General features: G+C 75.7%; 21 protein-coding genes. 7 read left to right on the top strand and 14 right to left on the bottom strand.

Translation table 11 applies throughout. From position 1 onward, the window contains the following. Positions 1–73 precede the first annotated feature (73 nt). Genes ACVWNX_RS06630 through ACVWNX_RS06645 form a run of 4 tightly spaced genes read right to left on the bottom strand, consistent with a single transcriptional unit; the run spans position 74 to position 2,658 of the window. Positions 74–664, bottom strand: a complete 591-nt coding sequence (locus tag ACVWNX_RS06630; protein WP_454412942.1) for a GTP-binding protein — start codon at positions 662–664, stop codon at positions 74–76. Then, on the bottom strand, positions 639–1,013 hold the full coding sequence (locus ACVWNX_RS06635) for a DUF742 domain-containing protein (protein ID WP_454412943.1): 375 nt from the start codon (positions 1,011–1,013) through the stop codon (positions 639–641). The genes ACVWNX_RS06630 and ACVWNX_RS06635 overlap by 26 nt, the downstream gene beginning before the upstream one ends. Continuing rightward, a complete protein-coding gene (locus tag ACVWNX_RS06640; RefSeq protein ID WP_454412944.1) occupies positions 1,010–1,414 on the bottom strand; it encodes a roadblock/LC7 domain-containing protein in 405 nt (134 codons plus the stop codon). Before ACVWNX_RS06640 ends, ACVWNX_RS06635 begins: the two co-directional genes overlap by 4 nt. Beyond that, positions 1,411–2,658 carry an ATP-binding protein gene (locus tag ACVWNX_RS06645; protein ID WP_454412945.1) on the bottom strand — a complete coding sequence of 416 codons (1,248 nt, stop codon included), beginning with the start codon at positions 2,656–2,658 and terminating at the stop codon, positions 1,411–1,413. Before ACVWNX_RS06645 ends, ACVWNX_RS06640 begins: the two co-directional genes overlap by 4 nt. A gap of 918 nt (positions 2,659–3,576) precedes the next feature. On the opposite strand from ACVWNX_RS06645, the gene ACVWNX_RS06650 reads away from it, so the two are divergent. The 4 genes from ACVWNX_RS06650 (at position 3,577) to ACVWNX_RS06665 (ending at position 6,394) form a co-directional block, all read left to right on the top strand. Continuing rightward, positions 3,577–3,861: a hypothetical protein gene (locus ACVWNX_RS06650; RefSeq protein ID WP_454412946.1), complete on the top strand. Its 285-nt coding sequence runs from the start codon at positions 3,577–3,579 to the stop codon at positions 3,859–3,861. Positions 3,862–4,065: 204 nt separating this feature from the next. Next, on the top strand, positions 4,066–4,701 hold the full coding sequence (locus ACVWNX_RS06655) for a metal ABC transporter ATP-binding protein (RefSeq protein WP_454412947.1): 636 nt from the start codon (positions 4,066–4,068) through the stop codon (positions 4,699–4,701). Then, positions 4,698–5,624 carry a metal ABC transporter permease gene (locus ACVWNX_RS06660; protein WP_454412948.1) on the top strand — a complete coding sequence of 309 codons (927 nt, stop codon included), beginning with the start codon at positions 4,698–4,700 and terminating at the stop codon, positions 5,622–5,624. Before ACVWNX_RS06655 ends, ACVWNX_RS06660 begins: the two co-directional genes overlap by 4 nt. Continuing rightward, the gene (locus ACVWNX_RS06665; protein ID WP_454412949.1) at positions 5,522–6,394 is read left to right on the top strand and encodes a metal ABC transporter solute-binding protein, Zn/Mn family; all 873 of its coding nucleotides are present in this window, start codon (positions 5,522–5,524) and stop codon (positions 6,392–6,394) included. Before ACVWNX_RS06660 ends, ACVWNX_RS06665 begins: the two co-directional genes overlap by 103 nt. Positions 6,395–6,543: 149 nt before the next feature. On the opposite strand, the gene ACVWNX_RS06670 is transcribed toward ACVWNX_RS06665, so the two are convergent. Together ACVWNX_RS06670 and ACVWNX_RS06675 are read right to left on the bottom strand one after the other, a co-directional pair. Continuing rightward, positions 6,544–8,370 (bottom strand): class I adenylate-forming enzyme family protein, encoded by a 1,827-nt coding sequence (locus ACVWNX_RS06670; protein ID WP_454412950.1) that lies wholly within the window; start codon positions 8,368–8,370, stop codon positions 6,544–6,546. Then, positions 8,367–10,226 carry a CoA transferase gene (locus tag ACVWNX_RS06675; RefSeq protein WP_454412951.1) on the bottom strand — a complete coding sequence of 620 codons (1,860 nt, stop codon included), beginning with the start codon at positions 10,224–10,226 and terminating at the stop codon, positions 8,367–8,369. Before ACVWNX_RS06675 ends, ACVWNX_RS06670 begins: the two co-directional genes overlap by 4 nt. Positions 10,227–10,404: 178 nt before the next feature. Here ACVWNX_RS06675 and ACVWNX_RS06680 point away from each other — a divergent pair, with 178 nt between their 5' ends. Continuing rightward, positions 10,405–11,667: an acyl-CoA dehydrogenase family protein gene (locus ACVWNX_RS06680; protein WP_454412952.1), complete on the top strand. Its 1,263-nt coding sequence runs from the start codon at positions 10,405–10,407 to the stop codon at positions 11,665–11,667. 174 nt (positions 11,668–11,841) lie between these two features. Then, entirely contained in the window at positions 11,842–13,056 is a 1,215-nt protein-coding gene (locus ACVWNX_RS06685) for a GDSL-type esterase/lipase family protein (protein ID WP_454412953.1), read from the top strand. 31 nt (positions 13,057–13,087) lie between these two features. Here ACVWNX_RS06685 and ACVWNX_RS06690 read toward each other — a convergent pair whose 3' ends face one another. From ACVWNX_RS06690 to ACVWNX_RS06710, 5 genes are all read right to left on the bottom strand, one after another. Next, positions 13,088–14,392, bottom strand: coding sequence for a sugar ABC transporter permease (locus tag ACVWNX_RS06690; RefSeq protein WP_454412954.1), 1,305 nt, complete (start codon positions 14,390–14,392; stop codon positions 13,088–13,090). A 68-nt stretch (positions 14,393–14,460) separates the two neighbouring features. Further along, complete coding sequence (locus tag ACVWNX_RS06695; RefSeq protein WP_454412955.1) at positions 14,461–16,110, bottom strand: MFS transporter; 1,650 nt, start codon at positions 16,108–16,110, stop codon at positions 14,461–14,463. Positions 16,111–16,310: 200 nt separating this feature from the next. Next, on the bottom strand, positions 16,311–17,462 hold the full coding sequence (locus ACVWNX_RS06700) for a nuclear transport factor 2 family protein (protein WP_454412956.1): 1,152 nt from the start codon (positions 17,460–17,462) through the stop codon (positions 16,311–16,313). Between the two features lie 235 nt (positions 17,463–17,697). After that, a complete protein-coding gene (locus ACVWNX_RS06705; protein ID WP_454412957.1) occupies positions 17,698–17,838 on the bottom strand; it encodes a hypothetical protein in 141 nt (46 codons plus the stop codon). A 222-nt stretch (positions 17,839–18,060) separates the two neighbouring features. Further along, positions 18,061–18,897 (bottom strand): class I SAM-dependent methyltransferase, encoded by an 837-nt coding sequence (locus ACVWNX_RS06710; protein ID WP_454412958.1) that lies wholly within the window; start codon positions 18,895–18,897, stop codon positions 18,061–18,063. A gap of 206 nt (positions 18,898–19,103) precedes the next feature. Between ACVWNX_RS06710 and ACVWNX_RS06715 the strand changes: the two genes are divergently transcribed. Next, complete coding sequence (locus tag ACVWNX_RS06715) at positions 19,104–20,021, top strand: helix-turn-helix transcriptional regulator (protein ID WP_454412959.1); 918 nt, start codon at positions 19,104–19,106, stop codon at positions 20,019–20,021. A 94-nt stretch (positions 20,022–20,115) separates the two neighbouring features. On the opposite strand, the gene ACVWNX_RS06720 is transcribed toward ACVWNX_RS06715, so the two are convergent. From ACVWNX_RS06720 to ACVWNX_RS06730, 3 genes are read right to left on the bottom strand one after another with little or no spacing between them, the layout of a single operon-like run. After that, on the bottom strand, positions 20,116–20,928 hold the full coding sequence (locus tag ACVWNX_RS06720; RefSeq protein ID WP_454412960.1) for a thioesterase II family protein: 813 nt from the start codon (positions 20,926–20,928) through the stop codon (positions 20,116–20,118). After that, positions 20,925–21,917 carry a 3-oxoacyl-ACP synthase III family protein gene (locus ACVWNX_RS06725; protein ID WP_454412961.1) on the bottom strand — a complete coding sequence of 331 codons (993 nt, stop codon included), beginning with the start codon at positions 21,915–21,917 and terminating at the stop codon, positions 20,925–20,927. The genes ACVWNX_RS06720 and ACVWNX_RS06725 overlap by 4 nt, the downstream gene beginning before the upstream one ends. Continuing rightward, positions 21,914–22,981 carry a MupA/Atu3671 family FMN-dependent luciferase-like monooxygenase gene (locus ACVWNX_RS06730; protein ID WP_454412962.1) on the bottom strand — a complete coding sequence of 356 codons (1,068 nt, stop codon included), beginning with the start codon at positions 22,979–22,981 and terminating at the stop codon, positions 21,914–21,916. The genes ACVWNX_RS06725 and ACVWNX_RS06730 overlap by 4 nt, the downstream gene beginning before the upstream one ends. Positions 22,982–22,987: the final 6 nt, after the last annotated feature.

Consider the following 22,987-nt stretch of genomic DNA (forward strand, 5'->3'; position numbering starts at 1 on the left):
CGGACCGCCCGGCACATGCGTGCCGGGCGGTCCGGGCGGGTGCCGGTCCGGGCGGGTGCCGCCCGGGGGCGGGTCAGCCCACGCGGGCGAGCAGGTGCTGGACCAGGGTGATCAGCGCCTGGGCCGACGAGCCCTGGTCACGGGCGTCACAGAACACCACGGGGGTATGCGGCAGCAGGTCGAGCGCTTCGCGCAGCTCTTCCTCGGCGTGCGCGTCGCCCGGTTCGAAGCTGTTGACGGCGACCGCGTACTCCAGCCCGTACTTCTCGATCAGGTCGATCACGGGGAACGACTCGTTGAGCCGCGACGGGTCGACCAGGAGGAGCGCGCCCAGCGCTCCCCGGGCCATGTCCTCCCACAGTTGCATGAACCGCTGCTGGCCGGGCGTGCCGAACAGGTACAGGACCAGTTCGTCGCTCAGCGTCAGCCGCCCGAAGTCCAGGGCGACGGTGGTGGTCTCCTTGCCGGTGACCCCCCGCAGATCGTCGACGTGGGCCGACGCCTGCGTCATCTTCTCCTCGGTCCGCAGCGGGGTGATCTCCGACAGCGTGCCGATGAACGTCGTCTTGCCCACGGCGAAGTGGCCGACGACGAGGATCTTCGCGGCCGTGACGACCGCTTCCGGTACGTAGACGCTCTCAGCCGAACCGGCGTTGGAGTCCATGCAGCACCTCTTCGAGGATCTTCCGGTCGACGAGCTTGGCGGCGGGGGGTGCCGCGCGGCGGAGCAGGTGCCCCTGGTCCGCGAGGTCGGTCAGGAGTAACCGGACCACCCCCACGGGCAGCCCCAGGTGTCCCGCGACCTCCGCCACCGACAGGTATCCGCCCGTGCACAGGTCCCAGATGGCCCGGACCTCGGGGCTGGGCCGGGCGGGGGGCGTCCGGTCGGCGGCGATGGTCACCAGGGTGACCAGGGACAGGTTCTCCGCGTCGGGCAGAGTGCGCCCGCCCGTGATCACGTAGGAGCGGATGAACCCCCCGGCGACCGACTGCTCCTCGCCGGGCGCGGTCATATGTCGCCCCCGGCGTCATGGCGGGGCGGTGAGGTCATCGCCTTGCCGAGCGCGCCGACCTGCTGCTGCATCCGGAAGGACATGGCCTCCATGTCCACGTCGGCGGAGGCGGCGGCGGCCAGGTAGGCGCCGCTGCCCGCGGCGATGAGGAAGATCCAGCCGTCCTCGTACTCCAGCAGGGTCTGGCGCCAGCGGCCGGTGGTCCCACTGCCAATGAACGGCGCGACGGCGCGGCTCAGCGACTGCATCGAGCTCATGGCCGCGGCGACCGTCTCGGCGTCGTCCCGTCCGATGGCGCTGGAGTGCGCCAGCAGCAGGCCGTCGGCGGAGACGAGTATCGCGTGCCGGGCACCGCGCACCTGGAGCACGTCGTTGAGCACCCACGACAGATCGGGGTTCACTGGTGGTCGGGTCCTTCCGTGGTGGTCGTGATGTCGCGTCCGGAGCGGGTGCCGCGCTGGAACGCGCCCAGCAGGGACGCGGTCTCCTCCTGGCTCCGGGAGACCTCGGGGGCGGCGGACGGTTCCGGCACCACCGCGACGGACCGCTGGCGACGGCGCTTGGGCAGGCCCCCGGCGGTGGTGCCGCGGACCAGGGAGGCCGGTTCGGTGCCGGGCACCGCCGCGAACAGCGGGGTGGGCTGCGCGGGGCGCCCCTCGGCGGGTTCCCCCCGGTGCTGCCGGATGACCGGGACGCTGCCCCGGCTGCCCTGGTCGACGTCCCAGGAGGTGGGCGGGGCGTCGTTGGTGAGCAGTTCGTCGGGGAGCAGGATCACCGCGCGGACGCCTCCGTAGGGGGAGACCGAGTCGACCGAGACCTTGAAGCCGTAGCGGGCGGCGAGCATGCCGGAGACCGCGAAGCCGAACTGGGGCGGGTTGCCGAGTTCCGAGATGTGGACGGGCTGCGCCGGGGACAGCAGGGCGGACGCCCGGTCCTTCTCCTCCTGGCCCATGCCGAGGCCCGCGTCGTCGACGATCAGGCACACGCCCTTGGGCACCGCCTGGATGTTGATCTCGACGGGGGTGCCGGGGGCGGAGTAGTTGGTGGCGTTGGCGAGGAGTTCCGCGAGGACCACCGCCACCGGTTCGACGACCTTGCTGACCAGGGCGAAGTTCGCCTGGGTGTGGATCTGGACGCGGTCGAACTGGCGGATGCGCCCCTGGGCGCTGCGGGCCACGTCGTAGACGGAGGCGACCGTCTCCCGGCGGCCGAGCCAGCCTCCGCACAGCACGGCGATGCCCTGTGCCCGACGGCCGAACTGGCTGTTGGAGTGGTCGATGGCCATGAGGTCGACGAGCATGTCCGGGTCGTCGCCGTGCTTCTTCTGGACCTTGTCGATCACCACCTGCTGTTCGTCGGCGAGGCCCTGCAGGGTGCGCATCGCCGACTTGAGTACGGCCTTGGTCTCCTCCTCGGCGTCCTTGCGGACCTCTGCCAGTTCATGGCTGTGCTGGTTGCGCAGATGGGTGTGAGCCGCCCCGAGTTCATGCCGCTGCTGGAGCAGCGTCTCGTTCTCGGCGGCGAGGTCGGCGTTGCGTCTGCGCAGCCCGATGTTCGTTTGCCGTGCGCGTACCACTCCGCCGAAGGCGGCCAGTAGCACGGCGACCAGAACCCAGAAGAATGGGTCCTGCACAAATGACGTCATGAGACTCTCTTCGAGTGGCATCCCGGGGGGAACGGTCGCTCTCCTCCGGCTGGCGCGCGTCCGCGGTCAGGGACCGCGGGCCGTGCAAGTCCAGGCCGGAGAACGTTCCTCCGGGAAGGGGCCCGATCGGCTGACGTCCCCCGGGTGCCTCTAACGCACCGTCAGCCCACTATGAAGATCACACACTTTATCAGCGTGGCGCGTCCCGCACGCAAGTGTCCACGGCCCCGCGCACCGCCCCCGCGCCACTCCCCCCGCACCGGGACGGGCCGTCCGGTACCGGGCGTTCCGGTCTTTCCACGGGTATATGACACCGCGTCGGACGGGGGCTCGCCGGAGGGGTTCCCCGCCCCGGGTCGCCCGTTCCGGCGAAACCCCAGGACCCGGGGGGTACGGGCCGCCGACCGGGCGCGGGGGCGGTACGGACCGGACGTCCGGACGGGCGGGGGAACCGGCGGGCGACGGCCGCGGTCCCACGGTCCCCGAGGGGTGTCGGCGGCCGGTCTTCCCGTTCGTGAACACCTCGCTAAGGGTTCGTTGCGTTCCCGGGGAACCAGGAACGGAGAACCAGGAACGGGGGCGGGGACGGGGACGGGACGCGGAAGGGCGGAACGTGGAGGAGCGGGGCGGGGGACGGGGGCGGGGAGCGCGGGGAGAACCCCGTCAGGTGGTCGCGCGGCGGGGGGCGGGAGTTCCCCGGCTCCACGGCGAGAATCGTCACGCCGGGAACGGGCCGCCGACGGGGGCGCCGGGACCCGTCCCGTGCCAGCATGGACCTCCGGACGGCCCGGCCAGCGCCCCGGCCCGTTCTTCCGGCCCCCGGACCTTCCTGTCCGCCCCGTCCGCCCCTGTCCGTCCCCGGCCGTTCCTTTCGCGGGTGCCGTCCGTCCGGCACCGGCCCGTTCCCCTGGAGTCGCGATGGCAGCCTCCCGTACCCCGCGCACCCCGGACGCTCCCGACGCCCCGCGCCGGGTGGCGCCCTACCGGGCGGTGCTCGCGTTCCTCCTGCTGCTGGCCGCGGTGTTCTCCGCCGCGTACGCCACCGGGCTGTCGGTGGACCCGGTGGGCCCCTCGGTCCGCTCCACCGACCCCACGGGCCCGGCCGGGCCCACCGAGCAGCCCGCCCAACCCGCCCAACCCGCCGGGGACGACGGGGACGAGGACGGGCACGACGACGGGGACGGGCACTCCGGCGGCCACTGACCGCCGTCGGCCGCGTCGGCCACGTCGGGCTGCCGGGCTGCCGGGCTGCCGGGCTGCCGGGCTGCCGGACGGGAACGCCGGGCGGTCGGCGGGAACTTCTCCGTCCCCCGGTCCGACTACTGCCGGTGGGACACCTCCGCTCCCCCGCCGCCGGGCGGGCGCGGCGGACGTGCGGGCAGCGGACGGAAGGCGGAAGGGCAGGCGATGGGCGGGCTGGATGTGCGCATGGAGGACGTGACGTGCCGTCACGGCCGGGTGGAGGCGGTGACCGGTGTCGACCTGGAGATCGCGGCCGGTGAACGCGTCGCGCTGACCGGGACCAACGGTTCGGGGAAGACCACTCTGCTGCGGGCCGTGCTCGGGCTGCACCGGAGGACCACCGGCACGATCACCGTCGGCGGCCGGGCCACCCGCACCCCGGCGGAGTGGGCCTGGCGGCGGCGCGCCTGTGCCTGGATCCCGCAGAAGCCCGCCGCCGGACGGTTCCCGCTGCTCGGCGGTGAGCTGCTGGCCAGCAGCGAGGCGCCCCGGGAGGCGGCGGAGGGCGCCCGGGCGCTCGGCGTCGGCGCGCTGACCGGACGTCCGCTGCACACCCTGTCCGGAGGGCAGTTGCAGCGGATGTACCTGGCCCGGGCCGTGGGGTGCGTGGCCGCCGGGGCGCGGGTGCTGCTGGCCGACGAGCCGACCGCCGCCCTCGACTTCGACGGTCAGGAGGAGGCGGCCGAGGTGCTGACCGGGCTACCGGTGACGCTCGTCGTGGTGACCCACGACCGGTCCCTGGCGGCCCGGTGCGACCGGGTGCTGGAGATGGCCGCCGGACGGCTGCGGGAGGTCCGGTGATCCTCGCGGCGGCCGACGTGGTGGAGCTGCTCCGGCTGGTGCCGGTGCAGCGGGCCGGGATCGCCCTGCTGCTGGCGGCGGTCGCGCTGCCGGTGATCGGAGTGGTCATCGTCGGCCTGGACATCATGCCGGTGCGCTTCGCGATGATGCACGTGGCCCTGCTCGGCATCGCGGTGGGACTGCTCACCGGGCTCGACCCGCTGGTCTGCGCGCTGGTGGCCTGCGCGCTGTCGGGCGCCGGGGTGGCCCCGCTCGCGCGGACGCCCAGCGGACTGTCCGGCGCGATGGGCCTGTTGATGAGCCTCGCCATCGCCGGGGCCCTGCTGCTGCTCTCGGTCTCCGGGGTCAACGCCTCCGGGGCGTTCGCCCTGCTGTGGGGGTCCGTGCTCTCCGTCGGCCCGGCCGACCTGGTCGTCCTCGGCACCCTCGCCGTGCTGGTGCCCGCCCTGTTCTGGTGGCGCCGCCGGGATCTGTCGCTGCTGCTGCACGACCGTGAACTCGCCCAGTGCTCGGGCGTGCCGGTGGCGGGTCTGACCCTGGCGCTGCTGGTCCTGGTGGCGGTGTCCGTCGCCGGGGCCATCACCCTGACCGGCGCGCTGCTGGTCGACGCCCTCACCCTGCTGCCCGCGCTGGCCGCCCGCCGGCTGGGCACCTCGCTGCGGTCGATCACGCTGTGGGCCGTCGGGATCGGCGTCGGCGTCAACACGACCGGCTTCCTGCTGGCCCTCTGGCTGGACTGGCCGCCCGGCCCGGTCCTCGTCCTGACCGCGGGGGCCGTCGTCCTCGCGGTCCACCTCCTCCCCGAACGGAGCCACCGCCCATGGCGCGCACCCGCGTCCCCGCCCCCGTCCCCGCCCGCCCGGAAGGACCCGGAGCCGCCCCGGCCGCCCCGCGCCGTCCCCGCCGCGGCGCCCGAACGCTGAGCGCCGCCGTCGCCGCGGGCGCGGCGCTCGCCCTGGTCGGCGGCTGCGCCGGGGAGGAGTCCGCCGAGGGCGGGGACGGCGCGGGCGGCGGCGCGAAGGTGGTGGTGACGACCACCTGGGAGGGGGCCTTCGCCAAGGCCGCCGGGGCCGGGGACGTGACGGTGCTCGTCCCCGCGTCGGTGGGGCACGCGCCCGACTACGAGCCGAAGCCGTCCGATCTGGCGGCGGTCGCGGCGGCCGACTTCGTGCTGTACGCGCCGTTCGAGCCGTACGCGGAGCAGATCAAGGAGGCCGCGGGGTCGAAGGCCGAACTGGTCGAGGTGGGCCTCGACAACGATCCGGCGAAGGTCCGGGCCGAGGTGAAGCGGCTGGCCGCGCTGTTCGGCACGGAGAACGACGCCGTCGCCTGGCAGCGGAAGTTCGACGCCCAGCAGAAGCGGCTCGGCCGGGACCTGAAGGCGGCCTGGCCGGAGGGGAAGCGGCCGACCGTGATCAGCCAGGTGTTCACCACCTGGGCGGCGGGGCTGGCGGGGGCCGACACCGTCGGCACCTTCGGACCGGAGGCGGTGACCCCCAAGCGGCTCGCCGAACTCGCCCGGCACAAGCCCGCGTTGGTGCTCGACAACGCCCATATGACGGCCGGGAAGGTGCTGCCCGGTTCGGGCAGCCGTCAGGTCGACATCGTCAACTACCCGGGGAAGGACCTGGATCTGCTGCCGGTGTACGAGAACGCGGCGGACGCCCTGGAGAAGGCCCTGGGCGGTTCCTGAACCCCTTCGGCCCCGCAACCGCCCGTGCCCCGGACACGCTGATCGCGCGTCCGGGGCACGGGCGTACCGGGGGTACTGGCGGGGCTGGGGGTACTGGCGGGGGCCGGGGGCGGCCCGGCGGGCTCCCCAGGCCCCCAGCCCCCGGCCCGTCAGCCCGTCGGGGCGAGGGACGGCACGGCGGTCCCCGTCGGGCCCACGCCGGTCACGCCGGTCACGCCGGTCACGCCGGTCGCAGCGGACGCACTGGTCGTGACGGTCGTGACGGGCTCCGCCGGGACGGTCGTGGGGGTGGCGAGCATGGCGCGCAGGGCCGCCCGGTCCGGTTTGCCCGCCGGGGTCAGCGGCAGTTCGGCGACCAGCAGCAGCCGTTCGGGGTGCTTGCGCCGGTCCAGTCCACGCACGGTCAGATGGGCGGTGAGCGCGTCGAGGGCGGGCGGCGGGCCGGGGCGGGCGACGACGCAGGCCGCGAGGCGTTCGCCCATCAGCGGATCGGGGACGCCGACGCACACCACGTCGCGGACCGCCGGGTGGGTGTGGAGTTCCCGTTCCACCTCGGCGGGGCTGATGTTGGCGCCGCCCCGGATCACCACGTCCTTGAGCCGTCCCACCACGTGCAGGACGCCCTCGTCGTCGAGGAAGCCGAGGTCCCCGGTGCGCACCCAGCCGTCGGTGGTGCGGTAGCGGGCGTCCAGTTCGGGGGCGCCGACGTAGCACAGCGGGGTCATGGGCCCCCGGGCGACGATCTCCCCGGTGCGGCCGTCCGCCAGGGGTTCACGCGTGTCGGGGTCCCGGACCTGGATGTCGGCGACCCGGGGGTCGGGGCGTCCGGCGACCACCCCGCAGTCGGCGGTGGGCGGGGTGCGGTGGCCCAGGCCGGTGTGGCAGTTGACTCCGTCGGCGGAGCCGTAGAGGTTGACGACGGCGCAGCCGAACGCCTCGGCGGCGGCGGTGGCGGTCGCCGGGTCGAGGGGCGCGCCGCCGAGGACCAGCGCGGTGGGCCCGGCGTACGGCTCGCTCCGGTCGTCGGGACCGGTGCCGCCGGTACCGGTCCCGGCGGTCTCATGGGCGGTGGCGGCCCCGGCCTCCAGCCGGTCGAGCATCATCCGCACCACGGTGGGCACGCCGAGCACATGGGTCGGCCGGTGTTCCCGGAGCGCGGTCAGGGCCGCCTCGGGGGTGAAGTGCTCCAGCAGGACGAGGGTTCCGCCGTGCCGGGCGAGGGTGACCGCCGTGCCGTTGGAGCCGAAGGCGGAGGCCAGCGGCACCAGGAAGAGGCAGCGGGGCGGGGTGTCGCCGGGCAGCAGCGAGGCGAGGAAGTTGCCCCGGCCGCCCGCCAGGGCGTTGGCCGAGTAGGCGACCATCTTGGGCTCGGCCTCGGAACCCGACGAGACGAGGATGCGGGCCGGTCCGTCGGGGTCGGACCGGTGCGGGACGAACCCGGTGGCGTCGGTGCGGGTCAGCCGGGAGAGCGGGACGGTGCCCTCGGGGGCGGTGCCCCGGCCCGCGGCGATGACGTGCCGCAGCGCGGGCAGTCCGGGGGCGAGGTCGCGCAGGTCGGCGGCGGGCGTGGCGCCCCGGTGCCCGGTGGCCGCGATCACGGCGACCGCGCCGGAGCGGCGCAGCAGCGACGCGGCCTCCCGGCCGCCCCGGCCGACCGGGAAGGGCAGGGCGATCGCGCCGAGCGCGGCGATCGCGAGGTCGGCGGCGACCGCGTCGCGGTGGTTGGGGAGTTGGACGCCGACCACGTCGCCGGGGGCTATGCCGAGGTCTCTGAGCCCGGTGGCCAGACATCGCGCCCTGCGGTCCAGGGCGGTGTAGCAGAGCTTCCCCTTGTCGTCGATGACGGCCGTGCGGTGCGGATCGGCGACCACCCGGGCCCGGTAGAGGCTGTAGAGGTCGAGGTCGGGGGTGGTGCCGTCGGCGGCCCAGGCGCGGCGGAGGGCGGTGGGCAGCAGATCACGCAGTTCGGGGCTCATGCCAGGCTCCAGGGGGTGGGGACGGTGGGGGCGCCGTGGAGGTCCCGGCCGACCGCGCCGGGCAGCCGGGGGTCCCGGGCGAGGGCGGCGAGGTCGGTGGTGACCCGGGTGGCCGCGATTCCGTGGGCGCGCAGCAGGGCGAGGGCCTCGTCGGTGGGAAGGGCGGTCAGGTCGTGGGCGGACGCGGCGGGGGCGTCGGCGTCGGTGGGGGCGAGCCAGCCGTCGCGGGTGCGCAGGGGGCGCCGGAAGCCCGCGGGCCGTCGGGGGGCGGCGCCGGTGGCGGCGCGGCCGAGGGCGGCGGCGGTCAGGGTGTCGGCGGCGCCGAGGAGGGAGGAGTCGACGCGCACTCCCCGGCCGGAACGTTCCCTCAGGAGCAGGCCCGCCAGGACCGCCTCGGCGCCGAGCAGTCCGCCCAGGACGTCGAGGAGGGTCATCAGGCTGGGGGCCGGGGGTTCGTCGCCGGGGCGGACGGCCTCGCCGACGCCGGTGCGGGCCTGGACCATGAAGTCGGTGCCCAGCGGGGCGTCGTCGAGGCGGTCCGCCCAGCCGCTGGTGTACGCGTACACCAGGGCGGGGTGGGCGCGGGCGAGGTCCTCGGCGTCCAGGCCGAGCTGGGCGGCCTTGCCGGGGGCCCAGTTGTGGAGGAACACATCCGCTCCGGCGGCCAGTTCGCGCAGCCGGACCCGGTCGGCGGGGTCCTTGATGTCGATCTCGACGGCCCGTTTGTGGCGGTTGAGGGCGAGCCAGCGGGCGGAGGTGCCGGAGCAGGCGGGGGGCATGCCGCGCAGCGGGTCGCCGCCCGGGGGTTCGATCCGGACGACGTCCGCGCCGAGCAGGCCCAGCAGATGGGCGGCGAGGGGGGCCTGGATGCGGCGGCCCGCCTCCAGCACGGTGAGTCCGGTGAGCGGCCCGTCGGGGGTGGCGGGCGCGGTGGCGGGCGGCGGGGTGCCGGGGCCGAGAGGGGTGAGGTGCCAGGGGTCGGCGCCGTCGTGTTCGGCGGCGCGGTCGGCGAGGGAGCGCAGGGGGCAGACGTCGACGCCCGCGAGGGCGGCGGCCCGCCGGATCGCGGTGAGGGAGTGGGCCCGGGTGGTGGTGTGCAGTTCCGGGGGGAAGGGGGCGCAGGCGGTGGCGTAGCGGAACTGGAAGGGGCGCCAGCCCGCGCGGACGGCGTGGGCGGGGGCCCCGAGGGCGCGCCAGAACGCGGCCCAGCCGCCCGGGTCGAGGGTCTCCAGTTCGAAGAGGACGCCGTCCACCGAGGTGAACGGCGGTCCGCCCGGCTCCAGGGGAGCGGCCTCGGCCTCCTCGGCCCCGGCGGCGGCGAGGTACTGGGAGACGGTGAGCAGTCCGGCGTGGTCGGCGCGGGTGGTGACCCGGTCGGTGGTGGTGCCCCGGGCCTGGCCGACGAGGGCGGCGAGCAGGCCCTGCACGGTGAGGACGCCGGTGACGGTGCCCAGCCAGTCGACGGCGAGGCCGCGCGGGTCGCCGTCGCGGCGGCCGTGGACGGCCATCACCCCGGTGGCGGCCTGCGCGGTGGCCTCGTCGGTGATCCCGCCGGTCGTCCCGCCGTCGGGCGCGGACCAGTGGACGTCGGCGTGGACGGGGGCGAAGCCGCCGCCGGTGAGCCGGGCCCGGCCGCCCGCCCCGGTGGCGGGGCCGTCGCCGTCGCGGCCGTCGGGACCGGCGGAGCCGTCGCGGCCGTCCGGTCGGCCGGGGTACGGACCGGAGTCCGGCTCGGGGCGGGCACCGAGGCGGTGGAGGTGGTCGGCGACGACGGTCATCAGCCCCGGGGGCCCCGAGGTGGTGCCGCGGAGCCCGTCGAGCGGCCGGGTCACCCTGGTGGTGACGCGTGGCGCCATGTCTCTCCTCTCCGGCCCGGTGTGCCCGGCCCGAGGTCGTGTCCGGTCACGCACGGGGACCGGGTCGCGGGAACCAAGTGGGGCGCGCGCCCGACCCGTTCCACGCAGAGACAGTCGGACGGACGTTCCCCGGAGTTCCCGGGAGACGGGCCGGAGTTCCGAGGGACAGGGGAGAGGGATGACGCGTCACCACGACGGGGCCGCCGCGAAGGGCCCGGAGGGGCCGGTCGCCGCGAAGGGCCCGCAGGGATGGGCCGCCGTGGACGGTCCGGAGGGGTCGGCCGCCGTACGGGAGGAGGTCGCCCGGTTCGTCCGCGACCGGGTGGTTCCGTGGGAGCCGGTGCTCGACACGGGCGGCCCGGCGGCGACGGCGGCCCTGGGCGAGCTGCGGACGGCGGCCCGGGAGGCGGGACTGTGGGCGCTGCCGCTGCCCCGGGAACTGGGCGGCGGTGGGCTGACGTTCGGCCGGTACGCGGAGCTGGCGGAGGCGGAGGGGGCCAGCGACCACGGTCCGGCGGCCCTGGGGTCGGCCTCGCTGCTGGACGTGACGATGCTGTCCCGGCACGGTTCGCCGGAGGTCCGGGAGCGGTATCTGGAGCGGCTGGTCTCCGGTGGGCTGCGCGGCGCGTACGCGATGACGGAACCGGACGTGCCGGGCACCGATCCGTTCGGGACGGGGACCCGGGCGGTGCGGGGGCCGGACGGCGGCTGGCGGGTGACGGGCCGCAAGTGGTTCGTGTCGGGGGCGCGGGACGCGGACCTCGTCACCGTCCTCGCCCGGACCGACGGGGAGCCCGGGGACCGGACGGGGCTGTCGCTGTTCCTGGTGGACACCGGATCGCCGGGGTTCCGGGTGGTGCGGGACCTGCCGGTGCTCGGGGCGGCGGGGCAGGCGGAGATCGAGCTGGACGGGGTGGCGGTGCCCGCCGGTCATCTGGTGGGTGAGCGCGGGCGGGGGCTGGCGGTCGCGGGCGAACGGCTCCAGACCGGTCGTACGCTGCGCTGTCTGCGCTGGCTCGGCCAGGCCCAGCGCGCCTTCGACCTGCTGTGCGAGCGGGCGGTGGGGCGCGGTGGGGCGGGCGGCCCGCTCGCCGGTCACCAGCTGGTCCAGCAGCACGTGTTCGACGCGCTGCTGGCGCTGCGCACCACCCGGCCGCTGGTGCGCGAGGCGGTCACGCTGATCGACGCGGGGCGGGACGCGCGGGTCGAGGTGGGGCTGGCGAAGGTGGCGGCGGCCCGGATGCTCCAGCGGGTGACGGACGCGGCGGTGCAGGTGCACGGGGCGGCGGGGCTGGGCCCGGACACGGCCCTGCCCGCGCTGCTGCGGACCGGCCGGGCCGCCCGCATCCTCGACGGCCCGGACGAACTGCACATCACCTCGGTGGCGCGACGGGTGCTGCGCGGGTACGGGTACGAGTACGGGGCGGGGCCCCGCCCGTAGCCCGGCACCCGGGCCCGGCGTCGAATTCGTTCGCCGTGGTCCGGGTCGGTTGAGTACCGTTCGATCGACGGTCGGTCCGGTACCGTCCAATACGGCCATGTCTGATTCATTACGGTCAGATTCGGTGGGGAAGGTGGCAGATGTGATGTCGGTGACCGATCGGGTGAGGCGGCCGTGAGCGTCGGGGACGCCCTGATCACCACCCCGCTCACCCCGGCCTTTCTGCGCGGCGCCCTCGACGTGGAACGCACCGCGCACGGGCTGCTGCCGCACCGGCTGCCCGCCCGGGCGCGCCGTCAGATCCCGGATCAGCAGTTGGCCGGGGCCGAGGTCCAGCCGTCCGGCGTCCGGGTGGTCTTCCGCACCCGGGCCACCACCGTCGCCCTCGACGTGCTGGCGGTGAAACGGGCCTACCGGGGGCTGCCCTCGCCCGCCGACGGGACGTACGACCTGGTGGTCGACGGCGAGACCGTCGCCGGGGCCACGGTGTCCGGGGGGCGGGTCCGCACCACGGACTTCGCCACCGGGGCGATCACCCTGGACGAGGGGCCGCCGGGCACCGCCCTGTTCACTGGGCTGCCCGCGCGGGACAAGGACGTGGAGATCTGGCTCCCCCACAACGAGGGCACCGAACTGATCGCCTTGCGCACCGACGCCCCGGTCCTCGCCGCGCGGGATTCCGGGCGCCCGGTCTGGCTGCACCACGGCAGTTCCATCAGCCAGGGCTCGAACGCCACCCGGCCGACCGCGATCTGGCCCGCGCTGGCCGCCGCCCGGGGCGGGGTGGAGCTGGTGAACCTGGGCTTCAGCGGGAGCGCGCTGCTCGATCCGTTCACCGCCCGGGCGATGCGGGACACCCCGGCGGACCTGATCAGCGTGAAGATCGGCATCAACCTCGTCAACCTCGACGCGATGCGGCTGCGGGCCTTCGTCCCCGCGGTCCACGGCTTCCTGGACACCGTGCGCGAGGGCCATCCGACCGCGCCGCTGCTGGTGGTGTCGCCCGTGCTGTGTCCGCTCCAGGAGGACACCCCCGGTCCGCTGGTGGCCGACTTCACCGACGGCACCCCGGGGTTCCGGGCGACGGGCGACCCGGCCGAGCGGGCCGCCGGGAAGCTGACGCTCACCGTCGTCCGCGAGGCCCTCGCCCGGATCGTCGCCGAACGCGCGGTGGACGACCCCGGGCTGTGTCACCTCGACGGCCGCCGTCTCTACGGGGAGGCGGACCACGCGGAACTGCCCTTGCCGGACCGGCTCCACCCCGACGAGGCCGGGCACCGCCGCATCGGCGGGAACTTCGCCCGGCTGGTGTTCGGCCCCGGCGGACCGTTCGCCCCCACCGGGCACCCCCGCACGGACGGTCGCGGCAGCGGTCCCGACGGCCGCTGAACCGGACCGGCGTCCACAGTCGCCCCCGGGGTCAGACCTCCCCGGGGGTGACGAGTCCGGTCCGCAGGGCCAGCCCGAGCGCCAGGAAGAAGTCGCCCCAGACCAGTTCGTGCCGCACGGCGGTGCCGGAGGCGGCGTCGTAGCAGCCGTCGAGCAGCATCCCGGCGGGGCGCGCGCCGCCCGGGCCGCTCAGATGACGCGTGATCAGCCGGTCCAGTACGGCAGTGGCCCGCTCGGTGTGCCACGGGGTGCCGTACCCCGGCGACCGGGCGAGGAGGAGCAGCGCCACGGCGGTGATCGCGGCGGCCGAGGTGTCCGACGGGCCGTCCGGGCGGGCCCGGTCGGCGGGCGGGACGAGCGGCGTCCCGTCCCCGTCCGGGAGCCGTCGTGCCGCCCCGGCCAGCGCGGCGGGACGCCAGTGCCCGGCGGCGGGGTGCCCGGCGGCCTCGGCGACCGCGAGCAGCAGCCAGGCCCGGCCCCGGCTCCAGCCGGGCGGGGGGTCGTCGTCCGGGAGCCAGCCCTCGGAGGTGTGCCGCCAGGCCGGGACGAGCGGGACCCCGGGCCCTTCCTGCCGCTCCTGCCCTTCCTGGCGCTCCTGCCCTTCCTGGCGCTCCTGCCGGTCCGGCCGGTCCTGCCGGGGCGGGCGGGACGGGCGGCCGGGCCCGGGGTGCCCGGTACCGCGCCGCGCCGCGCCGTCCCCGGGAGCCGGTGCCGGGTGCGGAGTGCCGTCCAGGCAGAGGCCGAGGTGACGGTGGAGGTGTTCCCCGGCGGCGGTGACTCCGTCGGGTCCCGCGACGGCCAGCAGCGGGGCCATGCCGGGGACGCCGTCCGCGCGGGCCCGCGCCCGGTCCCCGCCGAGGGCGGCACCCCAGGGCACCGTCCCGAGGCGGGGGTCCACGGCGGCGAGGCACTCCCGGGCGGCGGTCTGCCGGAGCGCGGTCGCGTCCGGGTCCCCGGCGGCGAGCGCGGTGCCGTAGCCGACGACGAGCCCCCGGGTCGCGGTGTCGGCGCGGGCCCAGGGGGCGAGGCGCCGGGTGACGGCCGAGGCGGCGGCGCGGTCCTCGGGGGCGCCGGTCCAGCGGGCCCGCAGCCACAGCAGTCCGGACCAGAAGCCGCCGGTCCACGAGCCCCGGGCGGTCGTCGTCCACCGTCCGGTGGAGGGGTCGGCGAAGAGCGGGAAGCGGTCCCCGACCTCGTTCCGGGTCACGGCCACCCGTTCCAGGACCGCCGCCAGGGCGTCCTCCACGGACCGGTCCGCTCCCCTGACCCGGTCGGCCAGCGGGGGCCCGTCCACCGGGGGGAGCCGGTCCGCCGACACGGCACGGTCCGAAGACAAGGCACGGTCCGACGACGGGAACCGGTCCACGCGCACGGCCCGGTCCGGCGCCGCCGGGTCCCCGGGGTTCACCCGGTCCCCCCGGCCGCGCCCTCCCTGGCGGCGGTCCTTCCGGTGACGCTCTCCCCGGTGCCGGTCCCTCCAGCGGCGTTCTCCCCGATGGCAGTACCTCCGGCGGCGCTCTCCCCGGTACCGGCCCCTCCGGCAGCGCTCTCCCCCGTGCCGGTCCCTCCGGCAGCGCTCTTCCCGGTGGCAGTACCTCCGGCGGCGCTCTCCCCGGTGCCGATCCCTCCGGCGGCGCTCCCCCCGGTGCCGGTCCCTCCCGCAACGCTCTCCCCCGTGCCGGTCCCTCCGGCGGCGGGCCCTCCAGCGCCGGGCCCGGCGGCGGCTCCGGCGGTGGTCCCACCGGTAGCACTCTCCCCGGCGGCGGCCCTACCCGTGGCGCTCTCCCCGACGGCGGCCGTCCCACCAGCGGTGGCCCCACCGGCGGGCCCTCCGGCAACGGAACCGGCGGCGGGCCGCCGGTGGTCCCGGGCCGCCCAGCCGAGGGCCACCGCCGCGGCCACCGCGAACTCGGCGGCCACCAGCAGCCATCCGGCGGCCCAGTGGCCGCCCTCCGCGAACGGCGCGAACAGCGGCGGGCCGACCGCGAACCCGGCGAAGAACCCGGCGGCGACCAGCGCCGAGTCCTGTCCGGCCCGGCCGGGGGCGGCGCGCTGGATCACCAGGACCATGGAGACCGCGTTGCCGGAGACGGCGAACACCCCGACGGCGACGGCCGCGGGCCAGGCCAGCGGCGCGGCGCCGGTCGCGGCGGCGAGCAGCAGCGCGGCGGCGACGGACCCGACGGCGAGCCAGCCGGGCAGCCAGGGCGCGCGGGCGGGCCGGGCGGCCTTGGACCAGCCGATCCGGCCCGCGACGCCCGCGACGCCGAGGACGGCGACCAGCGCGGCGGCGGCCGTCGGTCCGAGGCCGAGCCGCTGGTCCCCGAAGAGCGTCACATAGGTGTTGACGGAGGCGATCCCGGCGCCGAGGAGGAGGGAGAAGACGGCGAGCCAGGCGAGGTGTCCACGCGGGACGAGGGAGGCGGGTCCGGCCGGGGCGGCGGGGCGCGGCGGATCGGACGGCAGGGCGCGGGCGGCCCAGAGGGCGACGGCGACGGCGACCGCGGCGGCCGTCCACACGGCGCCGCGCCAGCCGGTCCAGGCGGCGAGCGCGGCCAGCGGGAGTCCGGCGGCGAGGGCGCCGAGCTGGACGCCGGACTGCTTCAGTCCGGTGACCGCTGCCCTGCGGGCGGGCGGAACGGCCGCGAGGATCGCCTTGTTCGTCGCCGGGTTCGCCAGCGCCTGCGGCAGTCCGCCGAGGGCGACGGCGGCGAGCAGGGTGCCCGTCCCGGTGGCGGAGGCGATCAGCGCGAGGGCGGCGGCGGTGACCAGGGGCAGGGCCACCAGGGCCCGGCGGGGCCCGATCCGGTCCACCAGCCGTCCGCCGACCGGGGAGAGCGCGGCGGCGGCGCCGAAGCCGATGGTGGTGGTGAGGCCGAGGACGGTCACCGAGACGCCCAGGTCGGCGATGAGTCGGGGGCCGAGCACGCCCAGCAGGAACAGTTGCAGCATGGACAGGGCCATGGCCACCGTGAGCAGGGCGGTCAACGCCCGGCCCGCTCCGGCGTCCGCCGCCGTGCCGTCCTTCGCGCCCCGCGCCTCGCGCGCCGCCATGTCCGTCCGCCTCCCCGCCTCGCACCGCCCCGTCGGAACGGCCCGGGGACAGGAGTCGCACCGGAGGGCGTCCGGGTTCCCGGGGGTGGCTGTGGGACGCGTCACACGGCCGGACGCGCCGCCCCCGGCGCTTCGGGCCGAGGACGGGGCGATCGGTCGGCGGGCGGACGTGCGGACGGTCGGCCGGACGTGCGGAGCCGTCAGATGTGGCGGTGGTACGCCTTGTTGGCGATGCGCCAGGTGTCGTCGACGCGGACCAGGAGGAAGACGTCGGTGAAGGTGTCGGGGCCGTGGAACAGGGACATCGTCGCGGTGGCGACGGTGCCGTGGACGGCGACCGCGTCGACGCGGCGCAGCCGGGTCGGCTCGTCGGGGGCCGGAGTGCCCTGGAAGAGGGCGCAGTAGGCGTCCAGCGGCCATGAGGTGAACACGCCGTCGCGGACGCCCTCGACATGGGCGGTGGGGAGGAACGCGTCGCGGAAGTGGGCGGGGTCGCCGGTGGCGTGGCCCCGGACGTAGGCGCGGAGCGGCTCCAGGACCTCGTCCGGGACGGCGGGCTCGACGGCCGCGACGGCGATGTCCTCGTCGGGGCCCGCGGTGCCGTCGGTCAGACCGGCGGCGCTGCGCAGCGGCACCCCCGTGGCGTCGGCCAGCAGGTCCGAGTCCTTGGCCAGGGCACCGATGGTGAACTCGGCCGCGCGCTCCTCGCCCAGGAGGAAGGGACGCTTGCGGGCGACGAGGCCGCCGAGCTGGCCCAGTTCCAGGACGTCCAGGGCCTGGGCGCGGGAGAGGCCGAGCGCGTCGGCCTGGCGCAGGGCGTCGCGCAGCGAGAGGACGGCTCCGGCCAGGCTGTTGTTGGCGACCAGCTTGAGCGCGGCGGCGGTGGCCGCGTCGTCCGCCTCGGTCACGGTGCCGAGCGCCTCCAGTACCGGCCGGGCCCGGTCGAGCGCGGGCGCGGCGCCCGCCGCGAGGATCTTCAGGGCGCCGCCCGCGACGGCCGGGACGGAGCCGAGGACGGGCGCGTGGACGGCGTCGGGGCCGACCAGTCCGGCGAGTCCGGCCGCGTCGGCCGGGGCGACGGTGCTGGTGTTCACCACCGGAGCGCCGGCCGGCAGCGCGTCACGGACGGCTTCGAGGACCTCGCGGCAGGCGGCGCCGTCGAACAGGGACAGCAGGACGAGGTCCGCCCCCGCCACCGCCTCCCGGGGGTCGGCGGCCGTCTTGACGGCGTCCGGAGCGCGTCCCGAGCGGGTCCAGCCGACCACGTCGTGGCCCTGGTCGGTGAGGCGTGCGGCCATCGCCGCGCCCATGCGGCCGAGGCCGAGGACGGCGATCGTGTGTGGTGCGGTCATCCCGTCACGATCTCCCACCCCCAGGGCCGCGACAAGCGCAGATCCGGCAGACCTCCCCCGCGCGCGCGGCGCATACTCGCCGGTCGTGCCGGTGGACGGAGCCGTGGCCGGAACCGCGGTGCCGACGGACCTCGGTGACCGGACGCGGGCCCGGTCGCGCCGCTCGGCCTCCGGGCCGGGAACTCCACCCGGACCCCGCCCCGGGCCGTCCCCGTCCACCCCCGTCTACACCCGTCTACACCCGCCGGTCCCCCTCCCCCGCCGGGTCGAAGAAGGCCGCCGCGCGGGCCAGTGCCTCGGTGGCGCCGCCGCCGCGCGGGCTGCCCAGGATGAAGGCGAAGTTCCGGCTCCGTACCGGTTCGAGCGTGGCGGTCACGGCAGTCCTCGTTGCTCGTCGTGGTCAGTCGGATGGTCGGGCGGGGTCGGTCGGACGACCGGGCGGGGGCAGCCGGACGGTCGGGAGGGCGGGGGCTGGGGACGCGGAAAGGGCGGAGGCGGGGGACGGAGGGAGGGCGGGGGACGCGGGAAGGGCGGAGGCGGGGGGCCGGGGGCGGGGGGCGGGCGAACGGCGGGGCGGGTGAGCAGGGCTGACGGAGGGTCAGACGGATCGGTCGGCGACCAGCCGCAGGTGCTCGCGGGCGTCGCTGTGCAGCTGGTCCGAGTAGTCGACCCGGCCGCCGGGGCCCGCGTAGCGGGGCGCGCGGTCGCCGGAGGTGCGGCGCAGGATCGTGACGCTGTTCTGCATCAGCTTCTGCGACTCCAGGAGGCTGACGACCTCCAGTTCGCCCGGGTGGCGCTCCTGGAACTTGGCGATGTAGCGGCGGACGGCGTCGCCCTCCGGGTAGGTCATCAGGTAGTGCATGACGACGAGGCCGCCGTCGGGGTCGATGAGCGGCCAGAAGTGGTCGAAGAACCACAGGCACTCCCAGGCGTCGACCCAGGCGAAGTCGATGGGGGTCAGCTCCTCGGGGAGCTTGTCCAGGGAGTCCTTGAGGTCGGCGTTGACGACGGTCACCCGCTCGTCGAGGCCGAGTCCGGCGAGGACCTCGCGGACCAGACCGGCGGAGGACTCGGCGATGGAGAGGTTGTCGACGGCGGCGAGGACCGGGCGGTACGGCTCCAGGTGGAGCGAGGGGGTGACGAGGGGAGGTTCGGCGAGGAGCCAGCTGTCGTCGAGGGCGCGGCCGGTGTCGAGGTGGGCGCGGGTCTTCCCGGCGAGCGCGAGGGACTCGGCGGCGGCGGTCCGCTCCGCCTCGGCGAGCGCGGCGGCGAGGAAGGGAGTGGTGTAACCCATTCCCACCTCCAGGACCCGCCGGGGCCTCAGGAGCTGGACGAGGTTGGCGAGAAGCGGGCCGACCACTTCGGTGCCCATTCCGGGAACCGACAGCCGGGCGACCGCCGCGCGGAACTCTTCGCTGTGAATCGAATGATTCATTTCCGTCCTTCGGTAAACCGTGGTGGAAGCGGGTCGGAGCGGTTCGCTCATGTTTTCCGGCAAGTCGTTGCCTCAACAACTGACTGACCTAACATGTATGCGCAGCGCATGATCACGCAGGGGGGCAAATGTTACAAACAGGTTGTGAGGGCTCGGTGTGCGGTCCCGGGCTGTGCGCGTCCGGACTGAGACGCTACGAATGCGCCGTGGCGAACGGGACCGCGCCGGCCGATCCACCCGTCGCCTGTGCCACCGGACTGAGGCTGCTGGTGCCGGTGCCGGGCGAGCCCGGGCTGCTGTCGCCCGTCACGCCGACGATCGCGGCGGGCCGGGCCCTGGCCCCGCTGGAGCAGACCCTGGCGGAGGGGCAGCTCCGGCTCGAAGCACTGACCAAGTCGTTCGCGACGGCGGAGGCCGTGTACTCCGAGGCCAGACAGGACGGCCCGCAGAACTCGCGGGTGCTGCGGGGCGCCGGGGAGATCGCGGAGACGATCGACGTGGCGGTGGGACTGTGCGAGGCGGAGCTGCTGACCGCCCAGCCGGGCGGGCGGCGTCCGCCGGAGATCCTGGAGACCGTGGTCCGGCGCAATCTGGACCTGCTGGCCCGGGGCGTGGCGCAGCGGACCCTTTATCAGCACGCGGTGTGGAATCACCCGCCGACCGCGGACTACATTCGCACGGTCGTGGAGGCGGGCGGAAGCATACGGACCGTGGGCGAGATGTTCGACCGGGTCATCATCTGCGACCGCAAGGTGGCCTTCATTCCCACCCTTTCCCATTCGCCCAACGAGGCGCTGGAGGTCCGCGATCCGCACGTGGTCCATTACCTGGCCAATGTCTTCGAATGCACATGGGCACGTGGCACCCTGGTGGATCCCGCCGCGGGTAAACGGCCGGAAAACGTTGTTTCGGAGCTGGAACAGAGCATCATCCGTTTCCTTGTGGCCGGTCATACCGAGGAGAAGATCGCCCGGGGGCTCGGCATCAGCCGACGGACCGTGGCCGAATACATCAGCCGGATCTCCCGTCGGCTCGGCAGTGTGAGCCGGGCCCAGCTCGGCTATCTGATCGCGACCAAGGGGCTGCTGCCCGAGCCGGAGCACCAGGATTCCTGTCCGTCCTGACGGCCAGCCCGCGGCCGTCCCGTCCGACGGCCCGCCCGCCCCGGTCCGCCGCCCCCGGCGGGCGCGGGACCGGTTCACCGGGGTGCCGTGGCGGTCATGACGGCCGCTCCGGGAGGGGGGCGCGGGCGGCGAGGACGTCCCGGGCGATCTCCCGGGCGACCGCCGCCGCGTGCTCGAAGAGGAAGAAGTGGCCGCCGGGCCAGGAGTGCCGTGCGGTCCGGGCGGTGGTGCGGGCGGCCCAGGGGGCGACGAGCGCGGGACGGGCGACCGGGTCGTCGTCGCCGCTGAAGAGCGAGAGCGGACCGGTCAGCGGCGGGCCCGGGTGCTCCGCGTACGTGTCGACGATCGCGAGGTCGGCGCGGAGCACCTCCACCATGAGGGCGACCAGTCCGGGGACGGCGAGCACCTCCTCGGGGGTGCCGCCGAGCCGCCGCAGCAGACCGGTGAGCCGCTCGGGCGGCCACAGGTCCCGCCGCTCCCGGTCCGGGCGGTGGCCCGGCGCCGGGGCGCCGGAGAGGCCCGTCCAGACGGGCGGGACTCCGTCCCGGGACAGTTCGCGGGCCAGTTCGTACGCGAGGAGGGCGCCCATGCTGTGGCCGAAGACGCCGTACGGCCCGTCCAGCACCGCGCGGGTCACCGGGGCGAGCCAGGCGACCGCCTCCGTGGTGGAGCGCGGGCGCCGCCCGTCCGGCGCCATCACCCGGCCCGGCAGGTCGAGCGAGAGCAGCCGCCACTCGGCGGGCAGGTGCCGCAGCAGCGGGACGAACGCCGTCGCCGAGCCCCCGGCGTGGTGGAGCAGCAGCAGGGTGAAGGGCGCGCCGGAGGGGTCGGCGGCGGGGCCGGTGACCGGGGCGAGGTACCGCCGCAGGTCCTTCCAGCCCGCGTACGGCGTGGTGGCGGCGGTCATCGGCCCCGGTACTCCAGCGCGGTGACGCTCCAGCTGAAGCCCATGCCGCTGGCGGCGACGAGCACCAGGTCCCCGGTGCGCAGGCGGCCCTCGGCGCGGAGGCCGCCGAGCGCGATGAACGGGTCGGAGCCGCCCATGTGCCCGTAGCGGTGGTAGTTGAAGACGCTCTTCTCCGGGGGGACGCCGAGCCGGGCCAGCAGCTTCTCGTGCATGCCCCGGTCCCCTTGGTTGACGAGGAACCAGTCGACGTCGGCGGCGTCCTTGCCGAGGGCGGCGAGCACGTCGTCGGCGCGGGCCGGGAAGTTCTCCAGGTAGGCGTCGCCGAGCCCCCGCCGACGGCCCCGGCGGCGCATCAGGACCCGGTCGTCCTCCACGTCGCCGGAGTAGTAGTCGGCCCACGAGGGGTCGGTGCGCGCCGAGGAGGCCACCACGTCGAAGAGGCAGTCCTCGCGGCCGAGGAGCAGCGCGGCCGGTGCGTCGCCGAAGTTGAAGAGGGCCTTGGACTCGGCGTCCTCGTGGTCGACGAGCCTGCTGAGCCGGTCGCCGATGAGCACGAGGGCGTGCGGCGCGCCGCCCAGGGCGAGTTCGGCGAGGGCGGTGCGGACCGCGGTCATGCCGCCGTTGCAGAAGTTGGCCACCTCGAAGCAGTGGGCGTGCCGGATGCCGAGGGCGTCGGCGACCTTGGCGGCCGGTGACCAGAACGGCAGGTCCCACTCCCCCGACCCGGCGTACAGGACGAGGCCGACGGTGTCCGGGTCGGTGCCGGTGCGCTCCAGGACGGTGCGCCCGGCGGTCGCGGCGAGTTCCCAGGCGGTCTCGTCCTCGTCGAGGGCGGGGAACCGTTCGGTGTGGGTGATGGCGAGGATGTCGGCGAGGGGGACACCGGAGGAGGCGTGCAGTTCGCGCGCGTCCACGGCCGACGAGGGGAAGACCACCTCGAAGTCGAGGATGCCGCCGACGGTGCGGGCCCGGGGGGTGCGCTCGGTCATGCCGGGACGCCCTCCCCGTGGCGGGCGGTGCGCTCGCGCAGCAGGTTCAGGTGCTCCAGGCCCGCGAGGACGGCCGGGGTGGGCAGGCCGAAGTCGATGAGGCAGGCGATCTCGTCCACGCCGATCGCGCGGAACCGCTCCACCATGCGTTCCGCCTTGTCGACGGTGCCGAGGAGGCCGCCGTCGTCGAAGTAGCGGTCGAAGGAGCGGGCCACGAGGAAGTCGACGTCCTCGGGCGGGAGGCGGGAGGCGTCGATCCGCCGCCCGTCGAGCCGGGAGCCGAGCAGCAGCCCCAGCGAGCTGCGCAGGTAGTCGCCGAGCGGGGCCCGTACGGTCTCCCGCACCGCGTCCTCGTCCGGGCCGAGGAAGGCGTGCGCCATGAGGGCGACATGGCCGGTCCAGCCGTCGGGGCGGCCCAGCTCCGCGACCGCCTTACGGTACTCGGCGATCTTCCCGGCGAGGTCGTCGAGGTCCTGGCCGAGGAGGTGGGTGAGGAGTCCGGAGCCGGAGCGGCCCGCGTTGCGGAAGGTCTCGACGCTCCCGGCGCTGGTCACCCAGACCGGGAGTTCGGGCTGGACGGGCGGTGGGTAGATCCCGAGCCGCCGCTCCTCGCCGACGCCGTCGGTGACGGCGATCTTCTCGCCGCGCCACAGGGCGCGGACCTGCTCGACCTGTTCCAGGAGGATCGCGCGGCGGTTCTCGTAGTTCTCCGGGCGCAGCGCGAAGTCGGTGGCGTGCCAGCCGGAGGCGAAGGAGAGGCCGACCCGGCCGTCGGAGAGGTTGTCGACGACCGACCACTCCTCGGCGATGCGCAGCGGGTGGTGGAGCGGGGCGACGACGCTGCCCGCCCGGATGCCGATGCGTTCGGTGACGGCGGCGAGGGCCGCGCCGGTGACCGACGGGTTGGGGTAGAGGCCGCCGAAGGGGTGGAAGTGGCGCTCCGGCGTCCAGACCGCGCTGAAACCGTTGCGGTCGGCGAACTTAGCTCCCTCCAGCAGGAGTTCGTACCGTCCGCTGGTGGACTCGGTGCTGTCGTTGGCGAAGTAGAAGAGGCTGAAGTCCATGGTGTG

This window comes from Streptomyces sp. JNUCC 64 (genome assembly GCF_054484115.1).